The sequence below is a fragment of the Acinetobacter sp. Marseille-Q1623 genome (genome assembly GCF_902809895.1).
Taxonomy (GTDB): domain Bacteria; phylum Pseudomonadota; class Gammaproteobacteria; order Pseudomonadales; family Moraxellaceae; genus Acinetobacter; species Acinetobacter piscicola_A.
Map to the genome: position 1 here is coordinate 538,240 of NZ_CADDWG010000001.1, position 22,631 is coordinate 560,870.

The 22,631-nt window shown below is 37.5% G+C and carries 24 protein-coding genes; 12 read left to right on the top strand and 12 right to left on the bottom strand.

The window, feature by feature from the left end:
- The 3 genes from HUV91_RS02495 to ahpF form a co-directional block, all read right to left on the bottom strand.
- Complete coding sequence (locus HUV91_RS02495) at positions 1-702, bottom strand: VIT1/CCC1 transporter family protein (RefSeq protein ID WP_174492421.1); 702 nt, start codon at positions 700-702, stop codon at positions 1-3.
- Between the two features lie 123 nt (positions 703-825).
- On the bottom strand, positions 826-1,170 hold the full coding sequence (locus HUV91_RS02500; RefSeq protein ID WP_174492422.1) for a hypothetical protein: 345 nt from the start codon (positions 1,168-1,170) through the stop codon (positions 826-828).
- Positions 1,171-1,343: 173 nt separating this feature from the next.
- The gene (gene ahpF / locus HUV91_RS02505; RefSeq protein ID WP_174492423.1) at positions 1,344-2,909 is read right to left on the bottom strand and encodes an alkyl hydroperoxide reductase subunit F; all 1,566 of its coding nucleotides are present in this window, start codon (positions 2,907-2,909) and stop codon (positions 1,344-1,346) included.
- 404 nt (positions 2,910-3,313) lie between these two features.
- On the opposite strand from ahpF, the gene HUV91_RS02510 reads away from it, so the two are divergent.
- The 4 genes from HUV91_RS02510 to HUV91_RS02525 all read left to right on the top strand — a co-directional run bounded on the left by HUV91_RS02510 (position 3,314) and on the right by HUV91_RS02525 (position 5,382).
- Positions 3,314-3,721 carry a roadblock/LC7 domain-containing protein gene (locus HUV91_RS02510; protein WP_130073207.1) on the top strand — a complete coding sequence of 136 codons (408 nt, stop codon included), beginning with the start codon at positions 3,314-3,316 and terminating at the stop codon, positions 3,719-3,721.
- Positions 3,722-3,985: 264 nt separating this feature from the next.
- The gene (locus tag HUV91_RS02515) at positions 3,986-4,342 is read left to right on the top strand and encodes a roadblock/LC7 domain-containing protein (protein WP_130073208.1); all 357 of its coding nucleotides are present in this window, start codon (positions 3,986-3,988) and stop codon (positions 4,340-4,342) included.
- Between the two features lie 106 nt (positions 4,343-4,448).
- The gene (locus tag HUV91_RS02520) at positions 4,449-4,661 is read left to right on the top strand and encodes a DUF1653 domain-containing protein (protein WP_174492424.1); all 213 of its coding nucleotides are present in this window, start codon (positions 4,449-4,451) and stop codon (positions 4,659-4,661) included.
- A 127-nt stretch (positions 4,662-4,788) separates the two neighbouring features.
- Positions 4,789-5,382, top strand: coding sequence for an O-methyltransferase (locus tag HUV91_RS02525; RefSeq protein WP_174492425.1), 594 nt, complete (start codon positions 4,789-4,791; stop codon positions 5,380-5,382).
- Positions 5,383-5,495: 113 nt separating this feature from the next.
- Here HUV91_RS02525 and HUV91_RS02530 read toward each other — a convergent pair whose 3' ends face one another.
- The gene (locus tag HUV91_RS02530; protein ID WP_086322726.1) at positions 5,496-5,702 is read right to left on the bottom strand and encodes a KTSC domain-containing protein; all 207 of its coding nucleotides are present in this window, start codon (positions 5,700-5,702) and stop codon (positions 5,496-5,498) included.
- 231 nt (positions 5,703-5,933) lie between these two features.
- Between HUV91_RS02530 and HUV91_RS02535 the strand changes: the two genes are divergently transcribed.
- The gene (locus HUV91_RS02535) at positions 5,934-6,437 is read left to right on the top strand and encodes an endonuclease V (RefSeq protein ID WP_228721864.1); all 504 of its coding nucleotides are present in this window, start codon (positions 5,934-5,936) and stop codon (positions 6,435-6,437) included.
- A 270-nt stretch (positions 6,438-6,707) separates the two neighbouring features.
- Here HUV91_RS02535 and HUV91_RS02540 read toward each other — a convergent pair whose 3' ends face one another.
- The 5 genes from HUV91_RS02540 to HUV91_RS02560 all read right to left on the bottom strand — a co-directional run bounded on the left by HUV91_RS02540 (position 6,708) and on the right by HUV91_RS02560 (position 11,162).
- On the bottom strand, positions 6,708-8,081 hold the full coding sequence (locus HUV91_RS02540; protein WP_174492426.1) for a nucleobase:cation symporter-2 family protein: 1,374 nt from the start codon (positions 8,079-8,081) through the stop codon (positions 6,708-6,710).
- A gap of 51 nt (positions 8,082-8,132) precedes the next feature.
- Positions 8,133-8,468 carry a hydroxyisourate hydrolase gene (gene uraH, locus HUV91_RS02545; RefSeq protein ID WP_174492427.1) on the bottom strand — a complete coding sequence of 112 codons (336 nt, stop codon included), beginning with the start codon at positions 8,466-8,468 and terminating at the stop codon, positions 8,133-8,135.
- Positions 8,469-8,969: a 2-oxo-4-hydroxy-4-carboxy-5-ureidoimidazoline decarboxylase gene (gene uraD, locus HUV91_RS02550; protein ID WP_174492428.1), complete on the bottom strand. Its 501-nt coding sequence runs from the start codon at positions 8,967-8,969 to the stop codon at positions 8,469-8,471.
- A 116-nt stretch (positions 8,970-9,085) separates the two neighbouring features.
- The gene (hpxO, locus tag HUV91_RS02555; RefSeq protein ID WP_174492429.1) at positions 9,086-10,243 is read right to left on the bottom strand and encodes an FAD-dependent urate hydroxylase HpxO; all 1,158 of its coding nucleotides are present in this window, start codon (positions 10,241-10,243) and stop codon (positions 9,086-9,088) included.
- A gap of 202 nt (positions 10,244-10,445) precedes the next feature.
- A complete protein-coding gene (locus HUV91_RS02560) occupies positions 10,446-11,162 on the bottom strand; it encodes a FadR/GntR family transcriptional regulator (RefSeq protein ID WP_174493575.1) in 717 nt (238 codons plus the stop codon).
- 155 nt (positions 11,163-11,317) lie between these two features.
- Here HUV91_RS02560 and alc point away from each other — a divergent pair, with 155 nt between their 5' ends.
- A complete protein-coding gene (alc, locus tag HUV91_RS02565; RefSeq protein ID WP_174492430.1) occupies positions 11,318-12,322 on the top strand; it encodes an allantoicase in 1,005 nt (334 codons plus the stop codon).
- Between the two features lie 64 nt (positions 12,323-12,386).
- Positions 12,387-12,929, top strand: a complete 543-nt coding sequence (locus HUV91_RS02570; protein ID WP_174492431.1) for an ureidoglycolate lyase — start codon at positions 12,387-12,389, stop codon at positions 12,927-12,929.
- Positions 12,930-13,094: 165 nt separating this feature from the next.
- On the opposite strand, the gene puuE is transcribed toward HUV91_RS02570, so the two are convergent.
- Positions 13,095-14,060 (bottom strand): allantoinase PuuE, encoded by a 966-nt coding sequence (puuE, locus tag HUV91_RS02575; protein ID WP_174492432.1) that lies wholly within the window; start codon positions 14,058-14,060, stop codon positions 13,095-13,097.
- A gap of 135 nt (positions 14,061-14,195) precedes the next feature.
- Positions 14,196-15,128, bottom strand: coding sequence for a LysR family transcriptional regulator (locus HUV91_RS02580; RefSeq protein ID WP_174492433.1), 933 nt, complete (start codon positions 15,126-15,128; stop codon positions 14,196-14,198).
- 162 nt (positions 15,129-15,290) lie between these two features.
- Here HUV91_RS02580 and HUV91_RS02585 point away from each other — a divergent pair, with 162 nt between their 5' ends.
- Positions 15,291-16,346: an aromatic ring-hydroxylating oxygenase subunit alpha gene (locus HUV91_RS02585; RefSeq protein WP_174492434.1), complete on the top strand. Its 1,056-nt coding sequence runs from the start codon at positions 15,291-15,293 to the stop codon at positions 16,344-16,346.
- Positions 16,347-16,465: 119 nt separating this feature from the next.
- Here the strand turns inward: HUV91_RS02585 and ahpC are convergent, their stop codons facing one another.
- Complete coding sequence (ahpC, locus tag HUV91_RS02590) at positions 16,466-17,029, bottom strand: alkyl hydroperoxide reductase subunit C (RefSeq protein WP_174492435.1); 564 nt, start codon at positions 17,027-17,029, stop codon at positions 16,466-16,468.
- Positions 17,030-17,368: 339 nt separating this feature from the next.
- On the opposite strand from ahpC, the gene HUV91_RS02595 reads away from it, so the two are divergent.
- The 4 genes from HUV91_RS02595 (at position 17,369) to hrpA (ending at position 22,625) form a co-directional block, all read left to right on the top strand.
- Positions 17,369-17,812, top strand: coding sequence for a hypothetical protein (locus HUV91_RS02595; protein ID WP_174492436.1), 444 nt, complete (start codon positions 17,369-17,371; stop codon positions 17,810-17,812).
- The gene (locus HUV91_RS02600; RefSeq protein WP_174492437.1) at positions 17,802-18,257 is read left to right on the top strand and encodes a hypothetical protein; all 456 of its coding nucleotides are present in this window, start codon (positions 17,802-17,804) and stop codon (positions 18,255-18,257) included. The genes HUV91_RS02595 and HUV91_RS02600 overlap by 11 nt, the downstream gene beginning before the upstream one ends.
- Positions 18,258-18,261: 4 nt before the next feature.
- The gene (locus HUV91_RS02605) at positions 18,262-18,687 is read left to right on the top strand and encodes a hypothetical protein (protein WP_174492438.1); all 426 of its coding nucleotides are present in this window, start codon (positions 18,262-18,264) and stop codon (positions 18,685-18,687) included.
- Positions 18,688-18,803: 116 nt separating this feature from the next.
- Positions 18,804-22,625, top strand: coding sequence for an ATP-dependent RNA helicase HrpA (hrpA, locus tag HUV91_RS02610; protein ID WP_416377014.1), 3,822 nt, complete (start codon positions 18,804-18,806; stop codon positions 22,623-22,625).
- The last annotated feature ends 6 nt before the right edge of the window (positions 22,626-22,631 follow it).

The window sequence follows — 22,631 nt, forward strand, 5'->3', positions numbered from 1 at the left end:
TTACAGTGGAGTGACATCAAATAAAGAACCGATCCACATGGCAAAGAGCATAGCAATTAATCCCCAAACCGTAACACGGGCACTACCACGGAACATCGAAGTACCTGCAAAATAGCTAGATAACGCACCTAAAATTGCTAAAGAAAGAATGCCCACAACCATTACAATTTGTGCCATCCACTGTTCAGGACTGAGGAGTATTGCTAACATTGGACATAGCGCACCTAATGAAAATGAAAGTGCAGACGAGCCTGCGGCTTGCAATGGTTTGGCTGTCATCATTTCATTGATACCAATTTCATCCCGAGCATGGGCTTCGAGAGCATCTTTTTCACTCAGTTGTACTGCAACTTCATGTGCAAGTTCAGGCGTTAAGCCTCGTTGGATATAAATTTGAGTCAGTTCCTTAAGTTCATGATGAGGATTTCTGGCTAACTCTCTTGCTTCAACTGCTAAATCTGCTTCTTCAATATCCACTTGAGACTTAACTGAAATATATTCACCTGCTGCCATTGAGCTTGCACCAGAAATTAGACCTGCTACACAAGTAATAAATAGTGTCTGTGCAGATGCACCGCTTGCTGCCATTCCAACAACTAAACTTGTGACGGAAATGATGCCATCATTTGCCCCTAAAACTGCGGCACGAAGCCAACCTGCGCGTTGGATTAAATGATGCTCATGATGGGGGAGATGTGACATAGTATATATTCAAATGAGAAATATTCTTATCAATATAGTAGAACACACATAAAAATCAAATACTTTATTCGATTTTGATCATAAAAAAACTCCCGCAGGAGTTTTTTTATTGTTGGAATGATTTTAGTTTTTAGCAGCTTCTTTTACATTTGCAGCACCTTGCTCAACTGCACCAGCAGTTGCAGCAGTTGCATCTTTTGCAGCATCTACAGTAGCATCAGCAGCATGAGCGGTCGCCGTTGCAGCATGATTTGCAGCATCAACAGTTGCGCTTGCAGCATTGTCTACAGCAGTTGCAGTTGCGTTAGCAGCATTCTCAGTTGCATTTGCAACATCGTGACCTGCTTGTTGGGCAGCATTTTCTAAATGTTCACCAGTTGATGCACCTGTTTCAGGTGCTTTGTCTTTATTACAACCCACAAGTGCAACGGTAGCAGCAAGACCTAGAGCAACAAGTAATTTATTCATTTGTTTTACCTTCTTAACCTATTATTTTTCATCCAAACATATGGATATTTTCAATATAAACAAAATAATGAGAAATGAATATTAAAAATTGTTAATGTCGCAAAAATATAAAAGCTCTTCATTTCTAAAAATAAAGAGCTGATTGATTGGATTATGCTGTAACTTTGAAAATATTATTGTCCTGAACGAATCATATAATCAAATGCAGACAATGCTGCTTTCGCACCTTCACCTGAGGCAATAATGATTTGTTTATAAGGAACAGTCGTACAGTCGCCTGCAGCAAATACACCTTTGACATTGGTTTCGTTACGATCATTGACGACAATTTCATTGCGGTTTGAAAGTTCAACTGCTGTGTCTTTCAAGAAGTCAGTATTTGGTAATAAACCGATTTGTACAAAGATTCCAGCCAATTCAATCGTTTTGATCTCATCCGTTGCACGATCTTTGTATTTCAATGCAGTCACTTGTGAACCATCACCAACCACTTCAGTTGAAAGCGCATTCATAATCACAGTGGTATTTGGTAAGCTGTTCAATTTGTCTTGAAGCACTTGGTCTGCACGTAATTTAGTATCAAACTCCACTAACGTGACATGTTCAACAATACCAGCAAGGTCGATTGCTGCTTCAACACCTGAGTTACCACCACCGATGACCGCAACACGTTTACCTTTGAAGAGTGGACCGTCACAGTGAGGGCAGTAGGCAACACCACGTGTTTTATACTCTTTCTCACCAGGAACATTCATTTCTCTCCAACGTGCACCTGTAGATAGGATCACAGTTTTCGATTCAAGTTTAGCACCATTTTCAAGTTCAATTTCGACTAAACCATTGGCAGTTTGGTCTGCACCAACAATATGTTTTACTTTCTGTAAGTTCATGATGTCCACACCGTATTCACGGACATGGGCTTCCATATCAGCTGCAAATTTAGGACCTTGTGTTTTTTGCACTGAAATAAAGTTTTCAATGTCCATAGTGTCCATCACCTGACCACCAAAGCGTTCAGATACAACACCTGTACGGATCCCTTTACGCGCAGCATATACAGCGGAAGTCGCACCTGCAGGTCCACCACCAATCACGAGTACATCAAATGCATCTTTGGCATTTAATTTTTCTGCATCTTTTGCCGCCGCACCTGTATCCAATTTAGCAACAATCTCTTCCAAGGTCATACGACCTTGGCCAATGTGTTCACCATTTTGGAAGACCATTGGTACAGCCATGATTTTGCGTTCTTCAACTTCATCTTGGAAGAAAGCACCATCAATCATAGTCGCGGTTGTACCTGGGTTATTGATCGCAATCAAGTTCAATGCTTGAACAACATCTGGACAGTTATGGCAACTTAAAGATACAAATACATCAAAGTTTGCTGTTAAGTTTAAACCTTTCACTTGAGCCAAAATTTCATCTGAAACTTTAGGTGCATAACCAGAGACTTGTAATAAGGCAAGAATTAAAGATGTGAACTCATGCCCCATTGGTAAGCCAGCAAAATATACACGTGGTTGCTCACCAACTTTCGCGATACCAAAACTTGGTTTACGATCATTTTGACCATCAAAACGTGCAGTCACTTGATCAGATAGTGCAGCAATTTCTGTCACCAATTCTTTAATCTTGTCTGATTTATCAGAACCATTTAAAGAAGCAACAATTTCGATTGGACTTTCAAGACGCTCTAACAACGTTTTTAATTGAGCAGAAGTATTTGTATCTAACATGCTAACAATCTCCAAGGGAGTAAATTTATTCATTGAGCTTATAGTAAGCTAAAATCATTAACAGGTAAAACAGTTTGTTTTTATTTTAATAATCTGTTTTTTCGATTTTATTTTAATTGTATTTTAATTTTATATAAGTGAAGTAATGATAAGGTACTTATGTTTATTTCTTCTACATAATTGTGTTAGAAAAGTAGAAAAATAAATTAATTTATTTTAATGTGCTCATAAAGAGCAGAAAAAAATAACTGAAATTTACTAAAATATATGTGATAAATATATTTTAAATTACAAAATATGTGATATATTTTGCATTAATTGGGGCGAATAATAAATTAACAACTTAATCATGGAAAAAAAATCTATGAAAAGTGTATTAATTTAAATAAATTTATAGGTGGATTATGTTAGATGTAAATCTATCAAGAAAAATTCCAGAAGACTTTGCAAAATATGGGGAACAAAAAATCCGAGAACTGCTGAACAGCGTTTCTGGTGTGGATTTTGTGATGCTGTGTTCTTCAGATGGATTTGAGATAGCCTTGGCAAATAAAAAAAATGTGGCTAACTCAAGTAAAATTGCGGCAGTTAGTAGTTCTATTTTAGCGATGGTCACCGCATTTATTTCTGAAATTAATCTTGTAGGTTGTCAAACGATTACGTTGGATGCTGATAATGGTAAAGCACTCTTAACGGCAGTACCTCATGCGCAATATCCAATGGTTTTAGTATCTTTAACATCGAAAGATATTTTAATTGGACAGATGTTGTATGAAACCAAAGAAACTGTTGAAAGTTTGGTGAAATATTAAATTTTATTCAATGTTTGTATGAATGAATGTGTGGACTAAAAAATTTCAAAATAAACTATATACAGACAGTTATATATTGATATAGTAGTTAAAAATTAAGTAGAGATAAAAATTTAATATTGATGTGGATAACATTAAAGAAACTCAATATTAGTTTTTAAGAAAGAGCTCGATTAACGATCGAGTGTGGATCGCTGTAGTGATATTGTAAGAATATCACTATAGCAAAATAACATGTTAAACAAGAAAACAATGGGGAATCCTATGGCTCGTATTACTTTAGAACCTTTATCAGATATTGATGGTTTTGTTTGTGCTGCACTCGTTGACAGTGAAAGCGGTTTATCACTTGCAACAGCAGGTGCAGGAATTGATTTAGAACTAGCTGCTGCTGGTAATACAGAAGTTGTTCGTGCTAAACGTAAAGTTGCAAAAGCATTAAAATTAGATGACCAAATTGAAGATATTTTGATTACTTTAGGTAAACAATATCATTTAATCCGTCCTTTAGAAACAAATGAAAATCTATTCCTTTATTTGGTATTAGATCGTTCTAAATCAAACTTAGCAATGGCTCGTCACGAGTTAAAAGGTTTTGAAAAAGAATTAGATTTCTCTTGAGTTAGAGTTTCAAAAAATCCGCTCTCGTAGCGGATTTTTTGTGATTAAAATTTGTATAGCGTAATGCTTAACTTTATACTGACCTTTTATTAAGTAGTGAAGGCACATGGAACAGGGTATTTATCGTCATTATAAGGGCAATCTATATCAAGTATTGCATGTTGCACAGCATAGTGAAACACAAGAAAAATTGGTCGTTTATCAGTGTTTATATGACGATTATTCGATTTGGGTGAGACCGCTTGATATGTTTAAAGAAACTGTCGAATTGGAAAATGGTCAAATCGTCTCTCGTTTTGAATTCTTACATAAAGTCTAAGCATTGCTACAAATTATTTGCATAGAAAATACTTGAATAACAGGAATTAAATATAAGGTATAGTTGTCATTGGAATGACGTAAATAATTGAAATAATACGAATAGAAAAGATGAGGATGATCTGAATATGAGTTTAAGTAGCCCATTTTTACAACGATTAAATGAGTTATACCAATCCTTTATCAAATTTGATGCTACGCAATGTGAGCGTATCAAGCGTTATCGAAATATAGAGCCAGAGTCGGCATTATTTCTCGCCATGCAGATTCGAATTCAGCAGTCTAAACGTATTTTAGAAATCGGCACGTCGACAGGTTATTCAACTTTATGGTTAGCAGATGCAGCACAAGTTACAGGGGGAAAAATAACAACGCTTGAAATTGAAGAATGCCGTACTGAACAAGCCAAGAGTTACGCAAAAGAATTACAGGTCGATGATGTTATTGATTTTTGGGTAGGAGATGCAGAACAGTTTCTAGCCAATGCAGCAGAAAAATATGATTTTATTTTATTAGATGCGGAGCGTGAGGCATATCTAAATTATTGGGTATATTTGCAAAAAATGATTTCAGAACAAGGTGGCGTGTTGATCGTAGACAATGTGATTTCACATGCTGCTGAAGTAAAGAGTTTTATCGCTGAAGTCAAAAAAGATGAACGTTTTATGACTACGACTTTGCCAATTGGTGCAGGTTTATTTGTGGTGACATTTAAAAAGTAAAAGTTTGAACTTATAACATTGCCAACTTTAATTTTATTCGGTTGGCATCATCAAGATCAGGGAAGGAAGTTCCCTGATCTATTAAAAAATAATGGTTTGAATAAATGTATAAATTATAAAATCGAAAGCCTTTTAAAATGTAAGTCATATTCTAAATATTTATGTACAAAGGCTGTTTTATCACTACATCGAAGTAAATTATCATAAATAAATTCTGGTACAGGATGGTAAAGTTCACCAGAACCATTGTTATAAAAAATTTTCAAATACCGCGAAGAAGCATTGTACTTCCAAGAAGTCACGGTAATCATTGATCCCATAAGCAACCCCTTCATTTCTGATTGTTTTTACAGAAAAATATTTTCTGTATACGTTGAAAGTAGTTGATTCAAATCAAGAACTGTATAGTGGTTTTGTAAATAAATTCACTATTTTTTTAATATAGGTAGATGGATTTGATCATTAGAAATTTTGAAGAAGATTTTTATGCTGTATGGGTGATCGTATTTTAAAATTTTTTCTAAATATAAGGGGATTACATAATTTTAGCGATAGATGTCGCCTACACGGAAACGAGTGCCCAGATTGCTGGTATTGTATTTGAGCATTGGAATAGTCAGGTGTTTACAACACAATATGTGATTCAAATTGATGAAATTGCAGATTATGAATCAGGACAATTTTATAAGCGTGAACTGCCATGTATATTCGCATTATTCAATCAAGTAAAAGAACAAATTAGTACGATTGTTGTAGATGGGTTCGTTTATTTGGGCGAAGAACAAAAAGCGGGATTAGGTAAGCATTTATACGATGCTTTGACGCATAAAATTCCAGTGATTGGTGTTGCAAAAAATCCATTTAAGGGGACACCGAAAGCGAATGAATTGTTAAGAGGAGAAAGTACAAAACCCTTATATGTAACAGCCATAGATATTGATCTAGATCAAGCGAAATTAGCGATTTCCGAAATGCATGGAAAACATCGAATTCCAACTTTATTGAAATTAGTAGATCAGCTGAGTCGTGTAAAATCTTTGAATAATGGAGCTTGAAGCGTAGGTCTAATACTAAGCGAATAGCGAGATCGTGATGCTTCAACAAATAAAATAAAACCCCGCTAAAAGCGTGGTTTTGATGAGCTCATCCTAGATCAACTTTATATGTTCAGTCAATTGAAGGAACAAGTATACTTCGCCGTTTTTATTTAACTGAACATATGTACATACTGAGCTGCTTTAACTTTACCAAGACGTTCAGATAAACATTAAGATTGATACTATCTGTAAGATTTTCATCGTTAGTATTGATATTGGCGATATAAATTAATGACTTGAATTTACCGTTAAAGTAGTCACATTGGGTGTTTTTTTGGTAAAGGGTAAATGGTTAAAAATAATATTCAGTAAGATAGCACTAAGACAAGCTGAACTGATGCCAGAATGCAGTAAGGTTTTGACCCAAGTTGGAAATTGTGCGTAGAATTCATGATTTATAATCGGAATCATGCCAATTGCAAGTGAAGTTGCCACAATAATGAGGTTTTTATGATTGTCATAGTCGACTTTTGCAAGCGTGCGGATTCCACTTGCAGCAACAGTACCAAATAACACAATGCCTGCACCACCTAAAACAGGTAGTGGAATGGCTGCGACTAAACGTCCAACGATGGGTAATAAACCTAAAACAATTAAAATACAGCCTGCTGTCGCCACAACAAAGCGGCTTTTAATGCCTGTAATTGCAACTAAACCTACATTTTGTGCAAAAGCTGTTTGCATAAATGAACCGAAAATAGGGGAAATAGCACTAGATAACATATCAGCACGTAAGCCATCACCGATGCGTTTCGCATCTATTGGAGTGTCTACAATTTCTCCAATGGCAATAATATCTGCTGTGGTTTCAGTCATAATCACTAAGGTGACGATCACCATGGCTAAAATGGCAGAAAACTCAAACGCAGGTGCACCAAAATGAAAAAAACTGGGTAAGGCAAATACTGCCCCAGTGGTGACATGTGAAAAATCAGCAAAACCTGTCATATAGGCAAACAGTGTACCCAGTACAATGGCAATAAGGATCGCAAGGCGGCGTAGAATTTGGTGTTGAAGCATACTAAAAATGATGACAATGGCTAAAGTAAGTACCGCTAAGCCGACATTGGTCGGATCACCCCAATTCGCAGCTTGAGGATTTCCCCCCATAATCCAGCGAATGGCAACAGGGATCAGTGAAATACCAATCATGGTAATCACACATCCAGTCACAACAGGAGGGAAAAACCGAATAATTTTTGCGAAAAAAGGCGTGAGTAATAAGCCAATGACCGATGCGATCATCACGGCACCAAAGGCAGATGCAAGTCCACTACCTGTGCTGACAATGGCTAAAATTGTGGCAACCCCTGCGAAAGAAACCCCTTGAACAATTGGAAGTTTTGCACCAAAGTGTTTAAAACCAATGGTTTGTAGAATTGTTGCAAGACCACCTACAAAAAGTGCAGCAGCAACCAATAATCCAATTTCTGTTGCATCTAAACCAGCAGCCGAACCAATGATTAAAGGTGGAGCAATAATACCGCCATACATGGTTAATACATGCTGCAAACCATACATGATATTTTTGTGCATGCCTAAATTTTCATGTTCAGCACTGAGGCTATTCTCATCGTGAGTTTGTGTTTTATCGTGATGCATGGGGGAGTTCCTTAAATTTAAATCATAATTTTTCCGCTGAGTTAAAAGAAATTAGCTACCACGGTAAGTGGAGTAAGAGAATGGGCTGATTAATAACGGGACATGATAATGTTGCTCAATGTCTTTCACGTAAAAATCGATACAGACTTTCGGGTAAAAACTGTCCACATTTAAAGCTTGGAAATATGCTGCAACTTCAAAGCATAATTGGTAACTGCCACATGGTGATTGACCGATTTGAAATGTCTGAATCCGACCATCAGTATTGGTAAATTGTTGATCAACTAAAGTACTTTGATCGGCTTGAATGTAAAATAATTTCACTAAAACTTGCGGCGCAGGCTGACCCAGAGAAGCATTTAAAATATGTGTACTGATGGTGAACATTTATTGAATCTCCTGTTTTAAGCGCAACATTGCGATTTCAGTCAATTGTTTTTTGACTTCAACTTGTTCTTTTTCAAACGTATTTTTTAACCTGTGTTGTAGTGCTGATAATATTTCCTGTCCAGTACGACCAGCAGCTCGTATTAAAAAAATATGTCCAAATTTATGCTCATACGCTAAGTTACCTTGATAAAGTGCTTGTTGTAATTCTTCATCTGTGCTGACCTGAGCTTGCTCATGTTGAGAAAATTGTTGTTCTTTTTCAGATAGCTGTACTGCTGCTTTTTTTTCGCCAATGCGGGGATGTAGTGCCAAAGCTGCCGCAATTTCCGACCATTGCCAAGTTAGGGCATGTTGGTCAGCAGTTTGATATAACTGTTCTAAAGCCGCATAAGGTCGCTGATCGCTAAGATCTGATATCCAACGCGGAATATGTACGCAAGCTTTTAAAACAATGTGAGCTTCATGGGCTTCGAGTTGATTAAATGTTTCTAAATGCATATTTGTTCCACTTCGACTTATTTTAATGTCTGACAGGTCAGACCAGATATTTTAAATATGCAATGACTATGCCATTTTGAGTGATCATTGATTTTTAAGATCGGTAGAATGATGAATCAATCGAGTGGATTACCCACAATATTGCTGATAATACCCTGCATAATATGATTGCCTTGTTCTTGATATAAAGATTGATACCATTCTTGGGTTATTGCTGGGTCTTTCATGTGGGTAACATCACAGCGTTTACGTGCTCTTAAAACCATTTCTTTTGTACGATCATTACGTTTATTCTGATAACGAGCCAAAGTATCTTCCAGTCCAAAGGTATTGATTTGTAGGGCACGTGCGAGATAAATCGCATCTTCCATCGCTTGGCAACCTCCTTGACCAATATCAGGTGTTGTGCTGTGAGCTGCATCACCGAGGAGTACGACACGATCTTTATAGAAATTCATAAAAGGTTCGATATCATGGATTTCGACACGATTGGTTTTTTGTTCATCTAAATGATCAATCAATGTTTGTACAGGTTCACACCATTCAGAAAAATATTTTTTTAAATCTTGTTTGTATGCTTCACGCTGATTGGGTTGTCCAAGTTCAAGAGGAACATCAAAGAAGAAATAAAAACGATTTTGTGCTACAGGCATGAGAGAGACACGCTTTCCTTCGCCAATAAATGTCGTCCATTGTGTGGCAGGGGCAATATTTTCATTAATCTCAACTAGTCCATTCCAATTGACATATCCTGCGTAGCGACGCTCAACTTGGTGGCCTAGGACAAATTGACGTGTGAGTGAATGTGTACCATCTGCACCAATGAGTAAGTCGGCTGTGATCTCTGTACCATCTTGAAAATGAATATTGACATGGTCGGGATGGGAGGAAATATCTGTCATTTTCATTCCAAGCTGAATGTCAGCAAGCCCAAAATGTTGCATCAGTAAATGTTGTAAATCGGCTCTAGCCACAGGATAGGCACGTTGTCCAACTTCTTGATATAGCGGTGTTAAACTAAATTGAGTCATGGTTTTTTGACTCAGTCCATCCACATAGGCAAGTGTATCCATTTGCCCACCTAAGGCCTGAATTTGATCGGTTAAACCCAAATAATTGAGGCATTTCACCCCATTAGACCAAAGTGAAATCGCAGCACCAACAGGTAAAATTTCTGCGGCTTGTTCATAAATAGTGACTTGATGCCCAAATTTTTTTAAGGCAATACCTGCGGTTAAACCGCCCATTCCTGCACCAATAATCGCAATTTCCATTATTTAGACCTTCAATCATTATCAAAATTTCTAAACAGTATTAAGCGAGAAGCGTGCCAATTTTTAATCACTGGTTTTACTGGTCTTACCAGTAAAATTGCCTTATGACGAAGCAGAAAATTTGAAATATGGACTTATTGCTCAAATTTTGAAGCAAAAAAGTGCATGTTTTAGGGAATGAGGTGAATTGAGTAATTGCGGATTATATTGTGTTGTCGTAGCGTGAAAAATATACACCTGCTCTTTGAGCTGCACCAATAATATGTGCTCGCATGGCTTTTTCAGCAGCTAAACCATCTTGTTGACATAAGGCTTGTAAAATCAACTTATGTTCTTGAATGGTTTTAAAAGCTAAATTGGCTTGAGTAAACGGTAAAATTTGACTTTTTTTAATGTGATCGATGTGTAATTTAAGGGTTTGAATAATGGTCTGGTTATGACTTAACTCAATAATATATTGATGAAAAGCATAGTCATATTCAGATGCTGCGTGCCAATTTTTCTCATGAATAGACGCTTCAAGTCGTTGCTCATATTGCTGAAGTGTCGCTTTGTCTTGCTCAGTTAAATATTCACAAGCAAGTAACGCACAAAAACTTTCGAGAATATAGCGTAATTGATAAAAATCTTTGAGTGAAACAGGATATTCAAGATCCCATTGTTCAGCCACTTGACTATGCTGAGCAATCACATAGACCCCTTTACCTGCTTTGATTTCTAATAAACCTAAAGCGGCTAAACGCGTTAAAGCTTCTCGTAATGAGGCACGACTGATGCCAAACTGAGTTGCAAGTTCACGTTGAGCAGGCAGTGCAGCGCCTATAGGGTAAATCCCTTGTTGTATACGTTGGTGAATAAGCTCCACAGCTTGCTCAGTGACCTGAGATGTTTTTCCATTGAGCATGGCGTGTGGATTTATCATACATTTAGCCTAAAATTTAAAAAGCATGATTATTCTACACAAAATTTAAATCAGTATTGATGGGCACGATAAAAAATACATTTTTATAACAGGTCAGACCAGTTGGACTAGATTTTGCATAACAGAATAAAAATAACGTTTAGGACTGACCTATGACTGTGCATATTGCAAAAGCGATTACTTTACCTACGCATTTACAAACGCTCACTAATCTTGCCGATGAGCGTATTGGTGCAACCATTGTCAGTTGTTCTGATGAGTTTTTTGCGCAAGCAGAAAGAATGTTACACAGTGCATTGCCGCAATTTATTGAGGGGAAATACGATGCGCATGGTAAATGGATGGATGGTTGGGAAACACGACGCAAACGAGAAGCAGGTTATGACTGGTGTATCGTCCGTTTAGGTGTGTCGGGGATGGTGTCAGGTTTTGATATCGATACTTCATTTTTTACAGGCAACTATCCAGCTTCGGCATCAATTGAAGGCTGTTATGCACCTGATGGTGAGCTCGAAGGTGCAAAATGGATTGTCTTATTAGAAAACTCAAATTTATCGCCTGATCAGCATCATTTTTTTGATTGTGTGCCACATAAAATCACTCATATTCGGCTCAATATTTTTCCTGATGGGGGAATTGCACGTTTAAAAGTGTACGGCAGCGTGGTGATGGAGCATGTAGATGTGACACAACAAATTGATTTGATCGGGCTGAAAAATGGAGGACGAATCGTGGCCTTTAGTGATGCGCATTTTGGGCATCCGAATAATTTACTCAGCCCTGAAGCTGGATTAAATATGGGAGATGGTTGGGAAACCAAACGACGTAGAGCTCCTGGATTTGATTGGTGCATTATTGCTTTGGGGCAAGCAGGACAAGTTGAAAAAATTGATATTGATACCGCACATTTTAAAGGCAATTTCCCCGCATTTTGTTCGATTCAAGCCGCTTATGTCGAAGATGCAACGGATGCGCAATTGGTCCCACAAAGTATGTTTTGGTCATTTTTACTTGAACAACAACCGTTAAGTATGGATTGTGTGGCGGAGTTTAGTACCGAAATTTTACAGCAGGAAAAAGTAAATTATATTCGGGTCAATATGATTCCTGATGGTGGAATTAGTCGTATTCGTTTATGGGGAAGGGTTCAGTCCTGATTTTTTGTGCATGGATCACCTTATTTCTAAAGTGATTGAAAATAAAATGAAAGAGCAAAGGCAGATGATTGAAAAGCAAATCATAATACAGCGCTTAACTCAAGAAAAATTTGCGCAATTTGGTGATGTGATTGAGATCCAAGGAAATGATTTTTTTCCAATCAATCAAGGTTTAACCGAGCGCTATCATGCTTTGGCATTGGCAAAAATAGTTGGAGAAAATGCTGAGGTTGGCATGAGTATTTTCCGCAATTTACACGTCACCCAGCTTCCTTTTCAAGTTAAAATGTTGGAAAGGCATCCTTTAGGTTCACAGGCATTTATTCCTTTGCATCAACAGCCATTTATTTTGGTTGTTGCCCCCTGTTTAAATGATAATCAACCTAATGAACAACAGATTCAGGCATTTATCAGTAATGGGCAGCAAGGTGTGAATTATCATGTCGGTGTTTGGCATCATCCTTTGATGACGTTGGAGTGCCCAAGTGATTTTTTGGTCGTTGATCGAATTGGGACAGGACAAAATTGTGATATTCATTCATTATCACAACCGTATTGGGCAGTAGATGTAGTAGATATTGAGGCATTACAAATATTGAACAAGTAGGTTCTTAAATCATCCCCCGTTTATCTGTACTCGCTCATCATTTTTGAACACGGTTTAATACATGTTATAAAGTTGTATATCGGCATGTTTCAAATGATTTATTGCAAAAAAATACCGATTTCAAGCACACGTCTTGAAGTCGGTATTTTTATTTCGAGCCTAAGTTCATTCATCTGTAGCATCGGCTGAATATGGATGATATTGATACCAATGTTCTGCAATCTCTTGCCGAGTACAAATCCAGACATGTTCATGACTTTGGATATAGTCTAAAAACTTTTGTAAGGCTTTAAAACGGGCAGGGCGACCTAAAATCCGACAATGCATTCCGATCGATAGCATTTTCGGATGCGTTGCACCTTCTGCATATAAAACATCAAAAGCATCTTTTAAATATTCAAAAAAATCTTCACTGCGATTAAAACCTGTCGGTGAAGCAAATTTCATGTCATTGCTATCTAAAGTATAGGGAATAATCAGGTGTGGACGAGTGCGCCCTTGTTGATCACAGAGTGTTGTCCAAAAAGGCAAGTCATCACCATAATAATCACTATCATATTGAATATGATGATATTCAGCCAATAATTGACGTGTATTGGGACTGTCACGACCTGTATACCAACCTGTGGGCATTTCGCCAAATAGTTCCGTTAAAATTTGCATCGCTTCAGCCATATGGGCTTGTTCAGTTTGGATATCAATATTTTGATAATGTAGCCAACGTAGTCCATGTGAAACAACATCATATTGGTGCTGTTTAATGGTTTCGACCACACGAGGGTTACGTTGTAAAGCCATAGCAACAGCAAAAATTGTTAATGGCAGATTGCGTTTGGCAAATTCTTGCTGAATACGCCAAAAACCAACACGTGAACCATATTCATAAATCGAATCCATTGACAGATGGCGAGTAGGGTAGCTTTCTACACCACTCATTTCAGATAAAAATTGTTCTGAACCTTCATCACCATGCAAAATATGTTTTTCCCCACCTTCTTCATAGTTGAGAACAAATTGGACCGCAATTTTAGCTTGGTTGGGCCATTGTGCGTGTGGAGGATGGTCTGCATAACCGATCATATCTCGTGGATATTTTGCGGATTGATGAACAGTGTTTGGAGCGTCTTTCATAGCAATGCCTTAAATTATGCTGTATTCACGTCAGAAAAGGATCATCTGAAATGAGGTTATTGAATGTTTTGATTTCATGCATAAAGACCTAAAGTTAAATATTTATGCGCTTGGGTTGAGTCAGGAAAGCTGGGTTTATTGTTGAAAATACTGCTGCATGTGCGATTTCAGTACTTCCATGTGTTCAATGCTTTGATTCATCATGATCTGAGAAATTTTGGAAAGTTGCCGTTTTGGTGCAACGCATAATGCAACCGTGATCAGGCGTAGACCATTTTCAGAGATGGGACGAAATATAAATTCACCTTGTTCAATATAAGGATCAGCATCGAGATAACTCATCATGCCGATGCCTAAATTTTGTTTGAGTAAAGAAATCATCATACGAATATCGTTACATTGGATTTTATGGGGCGGATTAAAATCGTGCTTTTTATATAACGAAACCACTAAGTCATGAATAATCAAGGGAGCAGCAGGTAAAATATGTGTGCATTCCAAGGTATCTGAAAAATAGATTTTGGCTTTGTTGGCTAAAGGGTGCGATTTGGGAATGAGAAATCCCAAGGGTAATTCGATAAAACTATTGATTTGTAATTGATGTTGCTGTTTAGGATTAAGAATGATGCCAAAATCCAGCTCAGCATTCATGACAGCATGCGCAACTTGGTCACTTTCCATGACATGAATATTGAAATTAATCCACGGATATTGTTGATGCATGGAATGGATGACAGTACTGATAAAGCTGTCACTCAGTGCTGAAATGATGCCAAAATCAATTGCACCGCGTTGTAAGCCTTGTATTTCATTTAAACGTTTTTGGGTGATTTTAAAATCTTTTTGCCAATTTAAAACATCCGCAAATAAAAGCTCTCCGGCCAAAGTCAGTTTAAGCCCATTCGGCAAGCGTTCAAACAATGCAATGCCTAACTCTTCTTCAGCTAATACGATTTGTCGATGTACCGCGGAAACAGAAATATAAAGTTGATCGGCTGCTTTACGTAAGCTCCCTGTTTGCGCAACCACCATAAAATATTCAGTAAAGCGGGAAAAAGGCAGTACCATCATTTTTCCTTAAAATAAATCTTTCTCATCAAGTACTAAGCAATTTTAATGCCTGAGTGTTCTGATTTTTAGAATGAATCATATAAATCATTCTAATAGACGAAAATAAGGATGTATTCCACACTGCTCAATAGAACCAGTACATTTTAAAAGAGCCAATTTATGAATGCCATTCCGATGATTCAACTTCCGAACAAACCTTGTCATAGCCAGTTTAATGATCAAGATTGGTCAATATTGGCGCAACATTGGTATCCTGTGGCTCGCGTGGAAGATGTCAGTCAGCAACCGCAGCAAGTGACATTATTGGATCTGAATTTGGCGCTATATCAAACTGAAAATGGTCAGATTCATTTGATTCGTGATATTTGTCCTCATCGTGGCGTACCTTTGAGTAAAGGCTGGGTCGAAGGCGAGACGATTATTTGTCCTTATCATGGTTTACATTTTGATGAAGCTGGAAAATGCATCAAAATTCCAGCTCAACCTGAACTCACCAAGATTTCTGAACGTTTTTCACTGAGTAAATTTCCAGTTGTGATCAAATATGGTTTGGTTTGGACCAGTATTTTAGGGCGTGATGAAAGTTTGGCAAATTTCCCCGTGCTAGATACGTGGGAAGCAGAAGGACATCAAGCGATTTTACCGCCATATGTTGATATTGCAGGTTCGAGTGGACGCCAGTTGGAAGGTTTTATTGATGTTGCGCATTTTGCTTGGGTACATCATCAAGCTTTTGCTGATCGGGAAAATCAAGTTGTCCCTAAATATTCAACCGAAAGGACGGACTATGGTTTGCATACGAACTATTTGAGTAATGTGAGTAATTATCCGCATGGCATGCAACATTTAGCACCTGAGGGTTTTTTATGGGAACGCATTTTTGATGTTTATCCCCCATTTTCGGCAGTATTAACAGTACATTTTCCTCATCACGGTATTTTAAAAATTTTAAATGCGTGTTGTCCTGTATCGCATAATAAGACACGTTTATTTGTACCTTTAACCCGTAATTTTGATACAACAGGTGATTTACAGGCAGTTTATGACTTTAATGCGCAGGTTTTTGCTGAAGATCAAGAGATGGTTGAAGCTCAAAAGCCTGAAGAGTTACCTTTAGACATCAGTATGGAGGCGCATTTTGAGGCAGATCGTTCTTCTACCATGTACCGCCGTATTTTGGCTGAATGGGGTTTGAGTAAAAATTATACAGTTTAAAGCTGATTGGATAGAATAAATTTTGGTGATTGTCTTTTAATATATGGTGCAAAATAGATTGAGTTCAATAAAAAACCACGCTAAAAGCGTGGTTTTTTGAATCGGTATGATCTAATAAATTAGATTTTACCTACTAAGTCGATTGAAGGAGCAAGAGTTGCTTCGCCTTCTTTCCATTTAGCAGGACATACTTCACCTGGGTGAGTATGTACATACTGAGCAGCTTTAACTTTACGAAGAAGTTCAGAAGCATCACGACCAATACCACCAGCATTGATTTCGATGATTTGGATTTTTCCTTCTGGATCGATAACGAAAGTACCACGATCAGCAAGACCATCAGCTTCGATTAATACTTCGAAGTTTTTAGCAAGTGTCCAAGTAGGATCGCCAACCATTACGTATTGAATTTTTTTGATTTCTTCAGAAGAATCATGCCAAGCTTTATGCGTGAAGTGAGTGTCAGTAGAAACTGAGTAGATTTCAACACCTAATTTTTGGAATTCAGCATAGTTGTCAGCAAGGTCGCCAAGTTCAGTTGGGCAAACGAAAGTGAAGTCTGCTGGATAGAAGAAAACTACAGACCATTTACCTTTAAGATCAGCTTCTGTAACTTCGATGAATTGACCGTTTTGGAACGCTTGTGCTTTAAATGGTTTAACTTCAGTATTAATTAAGCTCATCATTATCTCCATGATTGAAGTGAGTATCTAATTTATGGAATTAGCATAAAGTATATTTCTTTATTGGGGAAATAGTATTTTTTTATGGTTAATATCGGAAAAAACGAATTAACCAAGCACTAGAACTATTTCTTCAAAAGATCATTTTGTTCATACAAAACTATTTTCAATACTGATTAATATATTAAAAATATGTTAATTGAATGACAAAACAATCGAATTAAATATCTCAATAACATGCAGCCAGTGACAGCACTTTTCAAGGGGATGGTTGCAAAAAAGAAATAAAAAATATTTTAGTGTATATATTTTATTCAGATAAGATGCTCATGGTTTGGCATGAAATTGTATAAAATGATCATTGATCAAAGTATTCGCATTGTTGCTGTATTGGCTTTGCTGATCGCAGCATTATGTATGTTGGGAGGAAACAGTACATTCTGTCTGTATGAATATATGGGGCAGAATACCGTTTGGTCATTGGACGAATTGAATGGGGGCATCAGCAAAGATCCGAATATATTTGATATGAGCGCCATGACGGCATTGATTTTCTTGATCCCCTTACTGTGGTCTTATCATCGGGGATGGTATCTGTTGTTTTTTGTCACACTGATTCTTCTGCAAACGATTTTCCTGAGTAGTATGATCGATTCACCTTCAGTCTTTGGCTTGGTCTATGACAGTATTGTGTATTGTCAAAATTATTGGCTGTTGGCGTGGGTGATTGGAGAATTACTCTTTTTTATTTTAAGTTTAGTGTTTGTTTTTCATGAATTTTAAAAATACAAAGATATTTGAAATTAATACCTATAAAATCATCATTTTAGTTTTCTTATATTTGGCTAGTTATTGTGCTTTGCAAGTTGAAGATGCTGGTCTGTGTGTCATGAGCTTTTATGAAGAAGGTGTTTTGACCCACTTTCATGAAATTCAAGGTTCTGAAATTGATGATGGTGCAGTTTTTGGTGCTGCGGGACTGTTGGGTTTGATCTTTTCTCCTTTATATTTTTTCAGACTTTCTCGTCCGTGGTTCATTAGATTATTGACTACATTGTGCCTGTTGCAATTCTTTTGTTTAAGTATGGTGGTGATTCCACTCAATCTCATTATTCATGACAGTATAAAATATTGTGACAATGTTTGGTTGCTTGAATGTCTAATTTGTCAATTGATTTTTATGATTTTAAATTTGATATATATCAATATTTCAGCGTATTGGGAATAGAGCAATGACTGCGAAAAAATATCATTTTCTTGCTATTTCTATATTGATGATTGCTTCACTGAGTACCTTTGTCGCATTTGTTTATGATAACGCTTTTTGTGTAACAGGTTATGGTGTTGAAGGCGTAACCTATTTTAGTCAACTGAATGGCTTTACATCAGATGAGCCTTTACTTTTTGTTTTTGCAGGAATCATCGGACTATTTTTTGCTATTTTTCTCGGTTTTACTCAAACTAAAATTTGGTTTTTGGTCATCAATGTGTTCTTACTCGTGTGCCTTGCAATGCCAATGAATATGTTTTTTACAGCACCTTTTTATCAAGTGATGTATGACAGTATTTTTCTTTGCGGTCATTTTATTTTAGCTGTGACTACTGTGCTTTTTTATCTGTATTGGCTTTTTGTAGCTCTCTATTTATTTAAAATCTGAAAGCAAATTCAATTGATCTTTTATTCAAAACGCTTACAGCGTAAAATGTTTCGTTCAAAATTTATCTTTAGGAAAATCTATCTGTGCCAAATCAGTTTAATGTCGATCAATTGGTCATGGTTCGGGATCGTCATCGTTTAAGTCGGCTGAAAAAAGGCAAAGAGGCGAATCCTGAAAAATTTCAAGAATTATTTGAAAAATCTAATCAGCAAGTCAAAAAACGACTGGCGAGTTTACCGACGATTAAACTGAATCAAGATTTGCCTGTTACACAATATGCAGACAAATTGATCGAGGCGATTCAAAATAATCAAATCATCATTGTGGCAGGGGAAACAGGTTCAGGGAAAACCACTCAGCTCCCTCAGATTGCGATGCTCGCCGGGCGTGGCCTGACAGGTATGATTGGTCATACTCAACCGCGTCGACTCGCTGCACGAAGTGTGTCACAACGTATTGCAGAAGAAGTCGGGCAAAAGCTTGGTGAATCGATCTCTTTTAAAGTCCGTTTTAATGAACAAGGCTCGAATGATTCAATCGTTCGTTTGATGACGGATGGGATTTTGTTGGCTGAACTGTCCAATGACCGTTATTTAAATAAATATGACACCATTATTATTGATGAAGCACATGAGCGTTCGCTCAATATTGACTTCATCATGGGCTATTTAAAAACCATTGTAAAAAAACGCCCTGATCTAAAAATTATCATTACCTCTGCAACTTTGGACGTCAATCGTTTTAGTCAGTATTTTAATGATGCACCGATTTTTGAAGTTGAAGGGCGTAGTTTTCCTGTAGAAGTCCGTTATCGTCCAATTTCAGAAATGACAATCGGCGGTAGTGATGATGATGATTTTGATGATTTTGAGGAAAATTTACCTCGCGCGGTCGTTGCAGCGGTAGAAGAGTGCTTTCATGATGCGGAAAGTAAAGGGCATCCTGAACATGCCGATATTCTGATTTTTGCCAGTACCGAACAAGAAATTCGGGAATTACAGGAAACGTTGCATAAGTTTGGTCCTAAACATACCCAAATTTTGCCGTTATATGCACGATTGGCTTTGGCAGAACAACAAAAAATCTTTAATCCATCAGGTGGTGGACGACGCATTATTATCGCCACCAACGTTGCAGAAACGGCTTTAACTGTTCCCAATATTCGCTATGTGATTGATAGCGGTTTTGCACGTATTTCACGTTATAACTATCGTTCTCGAGTGCAACGCTTGCCGATTGAAGCAATTTCTCAAGCTGCTGCCAATCAACGTAAAGGGCGTTGTGGTCGTATTGCACCGGGCGTGTGTATTCGTTTATATAGCGAGGAAGACTTCCAAAGTCGTCCTGAATTTACTGAGCCTGAAATTAAACGAACCAATTTGGCATCGGTGATTTTACAGATGCAAAGTTTAGGGCTTGGTTCAGTTGAATCTTTTGATTTTATTGAGCCGCCTGACCATCGTTTAGTGAATGATGGTCGTAAGCTTTTGATTGAGTTGGGGGCTTATAACGAACAAAAAGATGATTTGACCAAAATTGGTTTGCAAATGGCAAAAATGCCAATTGACCCACGTCTTGCTCGGATGATTTTAGGTGGTGCACATTTTGGGGTATTGAATGAAGTCCTCATTATCGTTGCCGCCCTTGCTGTACAAGATCCAAGAGAACGTCCTGCTGATAAGCAAATGCAAGCGGATCAAAAGCATGCCTTATTTAAAGAAGCGGATTCAGACTTTTTATTCTATATCAAATTATGGAATACATTGGCTGAGAACCGTGAAAATTTAAGTGAAAATAAGCGTCGTAATTTTGCAAAACAGCATTTTTTAAGTTGGTTGCGTCTGCGTGAATGGAAGAAAACCCATGAGCAATTATTAGATTTAGCACAAGGGTTAAAATTGTCTTTCAATGAAAAGAAAGCCAGTTATGAGAATTTGCATCGTGCGTTGCTGACCGGGTTATTGTCTTTTATTGCCAATAAAACGGATGAACGTAATACATTTATGGCAGTACGTCAGCAAAAAGCACGTATTTTCCCTGCATCAACTTTACATAAGACCAATACCCCATGGGTGATGGCATTTGAAATGGTTGAAACCTCACAAGTTTATCTGCGAACTTTGGCAAAAATTGAGCCAGAATGGATCTTGCTGGCTGCACCGAATTTGCTAAAACATCATTACTTTGAACCACATTGGGCAAAAAAACCGGGTGTGGTGAATGCTTATGATCAAATTTCACTGTTTGGTTTAATCATTGAACCAAAACGTGCCACCAACTATGAAAAGGTGGATCAGCCTGCGGCACATGAAATTTTCTTACGTGATGCTTTGACCACAGGAAATTTGGGTACGACACCGCCATTCTTAAAACACAATTTACTGAAACTTGAAGAAGTTGAACGCGTTGAAGACAAATTGCGTCGCCGTGATTTGGTGGTGGATGAAGAGACCATTTATCAATTTTATGCTTCTAAAGTACCTGCTGAAATTGCCAGTCGACGTAGTTTTGAAGATTGGCGTGCAACAGTAGAGCCAAAAAATCCACGTTATTTGTTTGTCGATGATGATGATTTATGGATGAATGATCGTCCAACGACGCAACAGTTTCCTGACTACTTGCATAATGGTCAGTTACGTTTAGCAGCCAGTTACCGTTTTGATCCAAGTCATGATGAAGATGGGGCGACAGTCAAAATTCCTGTACAAGCCTTGCCACAAGTCGATGAAAATATTTGGTCGTGGGGAATTCCGGGATGGCGTCAGGATTTAATCGAAGCCTTATTAAAAGCTTTGCCTAAAGATAAACGCCGTAACTTGGTGCCGATCCCTGATACAGCAAAAAAATTGATGCAAGCGGTAGATGCACAGCATTTACGTGAGCATATTTTCGACTTTTTAGCATTTCAACTGCGTGGCGAGCAAATTATTGCCAAAGATTTTTCGTTTGAACGTATTGATCAATACCTGATTCCTTTGATTAAAGTGATTGATGAAAAAGGCAAATTGATTGAAAAAGGACGTGATCTTGACGAGTTGAAAGCACGTTGTCGCACTGAAACCCATAGTCCTGTCAAACAGTTGAAAGGTGAGTTTAAAACGTTTCCTGAGCAGTTTGTGTTTGAAGCCTCGCAAAAAGTCACAGGTGTGGTGGTGAAGCAATATCAGGCGCTTGTGGCAACCAAAGTATTTGCCCAACTTGATTCTAAAGATGAGTCGGGTGTGGTGATTCAAACCTTTAATGATCAGGATGAAGCGATTAAACAACATCGTGAGGGTGTAATTCGCCTGATTCATATGCAATTGGGTGATTTGATTCGTCAGTTGAAAAAGCAAATTTCCAAACCTTTAGCGCTTGCCTATTCCCCACTGGGTGATCGCGCTCAGCTTGAGCAAATGTTGGTCTATGCAACCTTACAAATGAGTATTGAAAAGTTACCCATTAATGCAGAAGAATTTACGACATTAACAGCAGATGTGAAAAAGTCATTTTTAAGTCATGGTCAGGAAGCATTGAAACTGATCAGTGACATTTATATTCAGTGGCAACAGATTCGTCAGCAGTTGCTGATGCTGGATCAGGATGTATTTGGCAAAAATATGGATGATATTGAAGATCAACTCGATTTGATGAGTTTGGCGAATTTTGTCTATACAAAATCAGCTGACATTTGGCAAGAATATCCACGTTATTTAAAAGCATTGTTATTGCGTTTGGATCGTTTGCCGAATAATCTTAGTCGAGATGATGCTGCAATCAAAGAAGTTGATCCGTGGATGGATAAATTGTTTAAGTTTAAACAGGATCCACGTGTTAAAGATGTGTATTTTATGGTGGAAGAGTTACGGATTTCTTTATTCTCTCAACCGATGAAAACCAAGATGCCAATTTCAGCAACTCGTATACAAAAAGTATGGGAAAAGCTTGGAATCAGTTAGAATAGA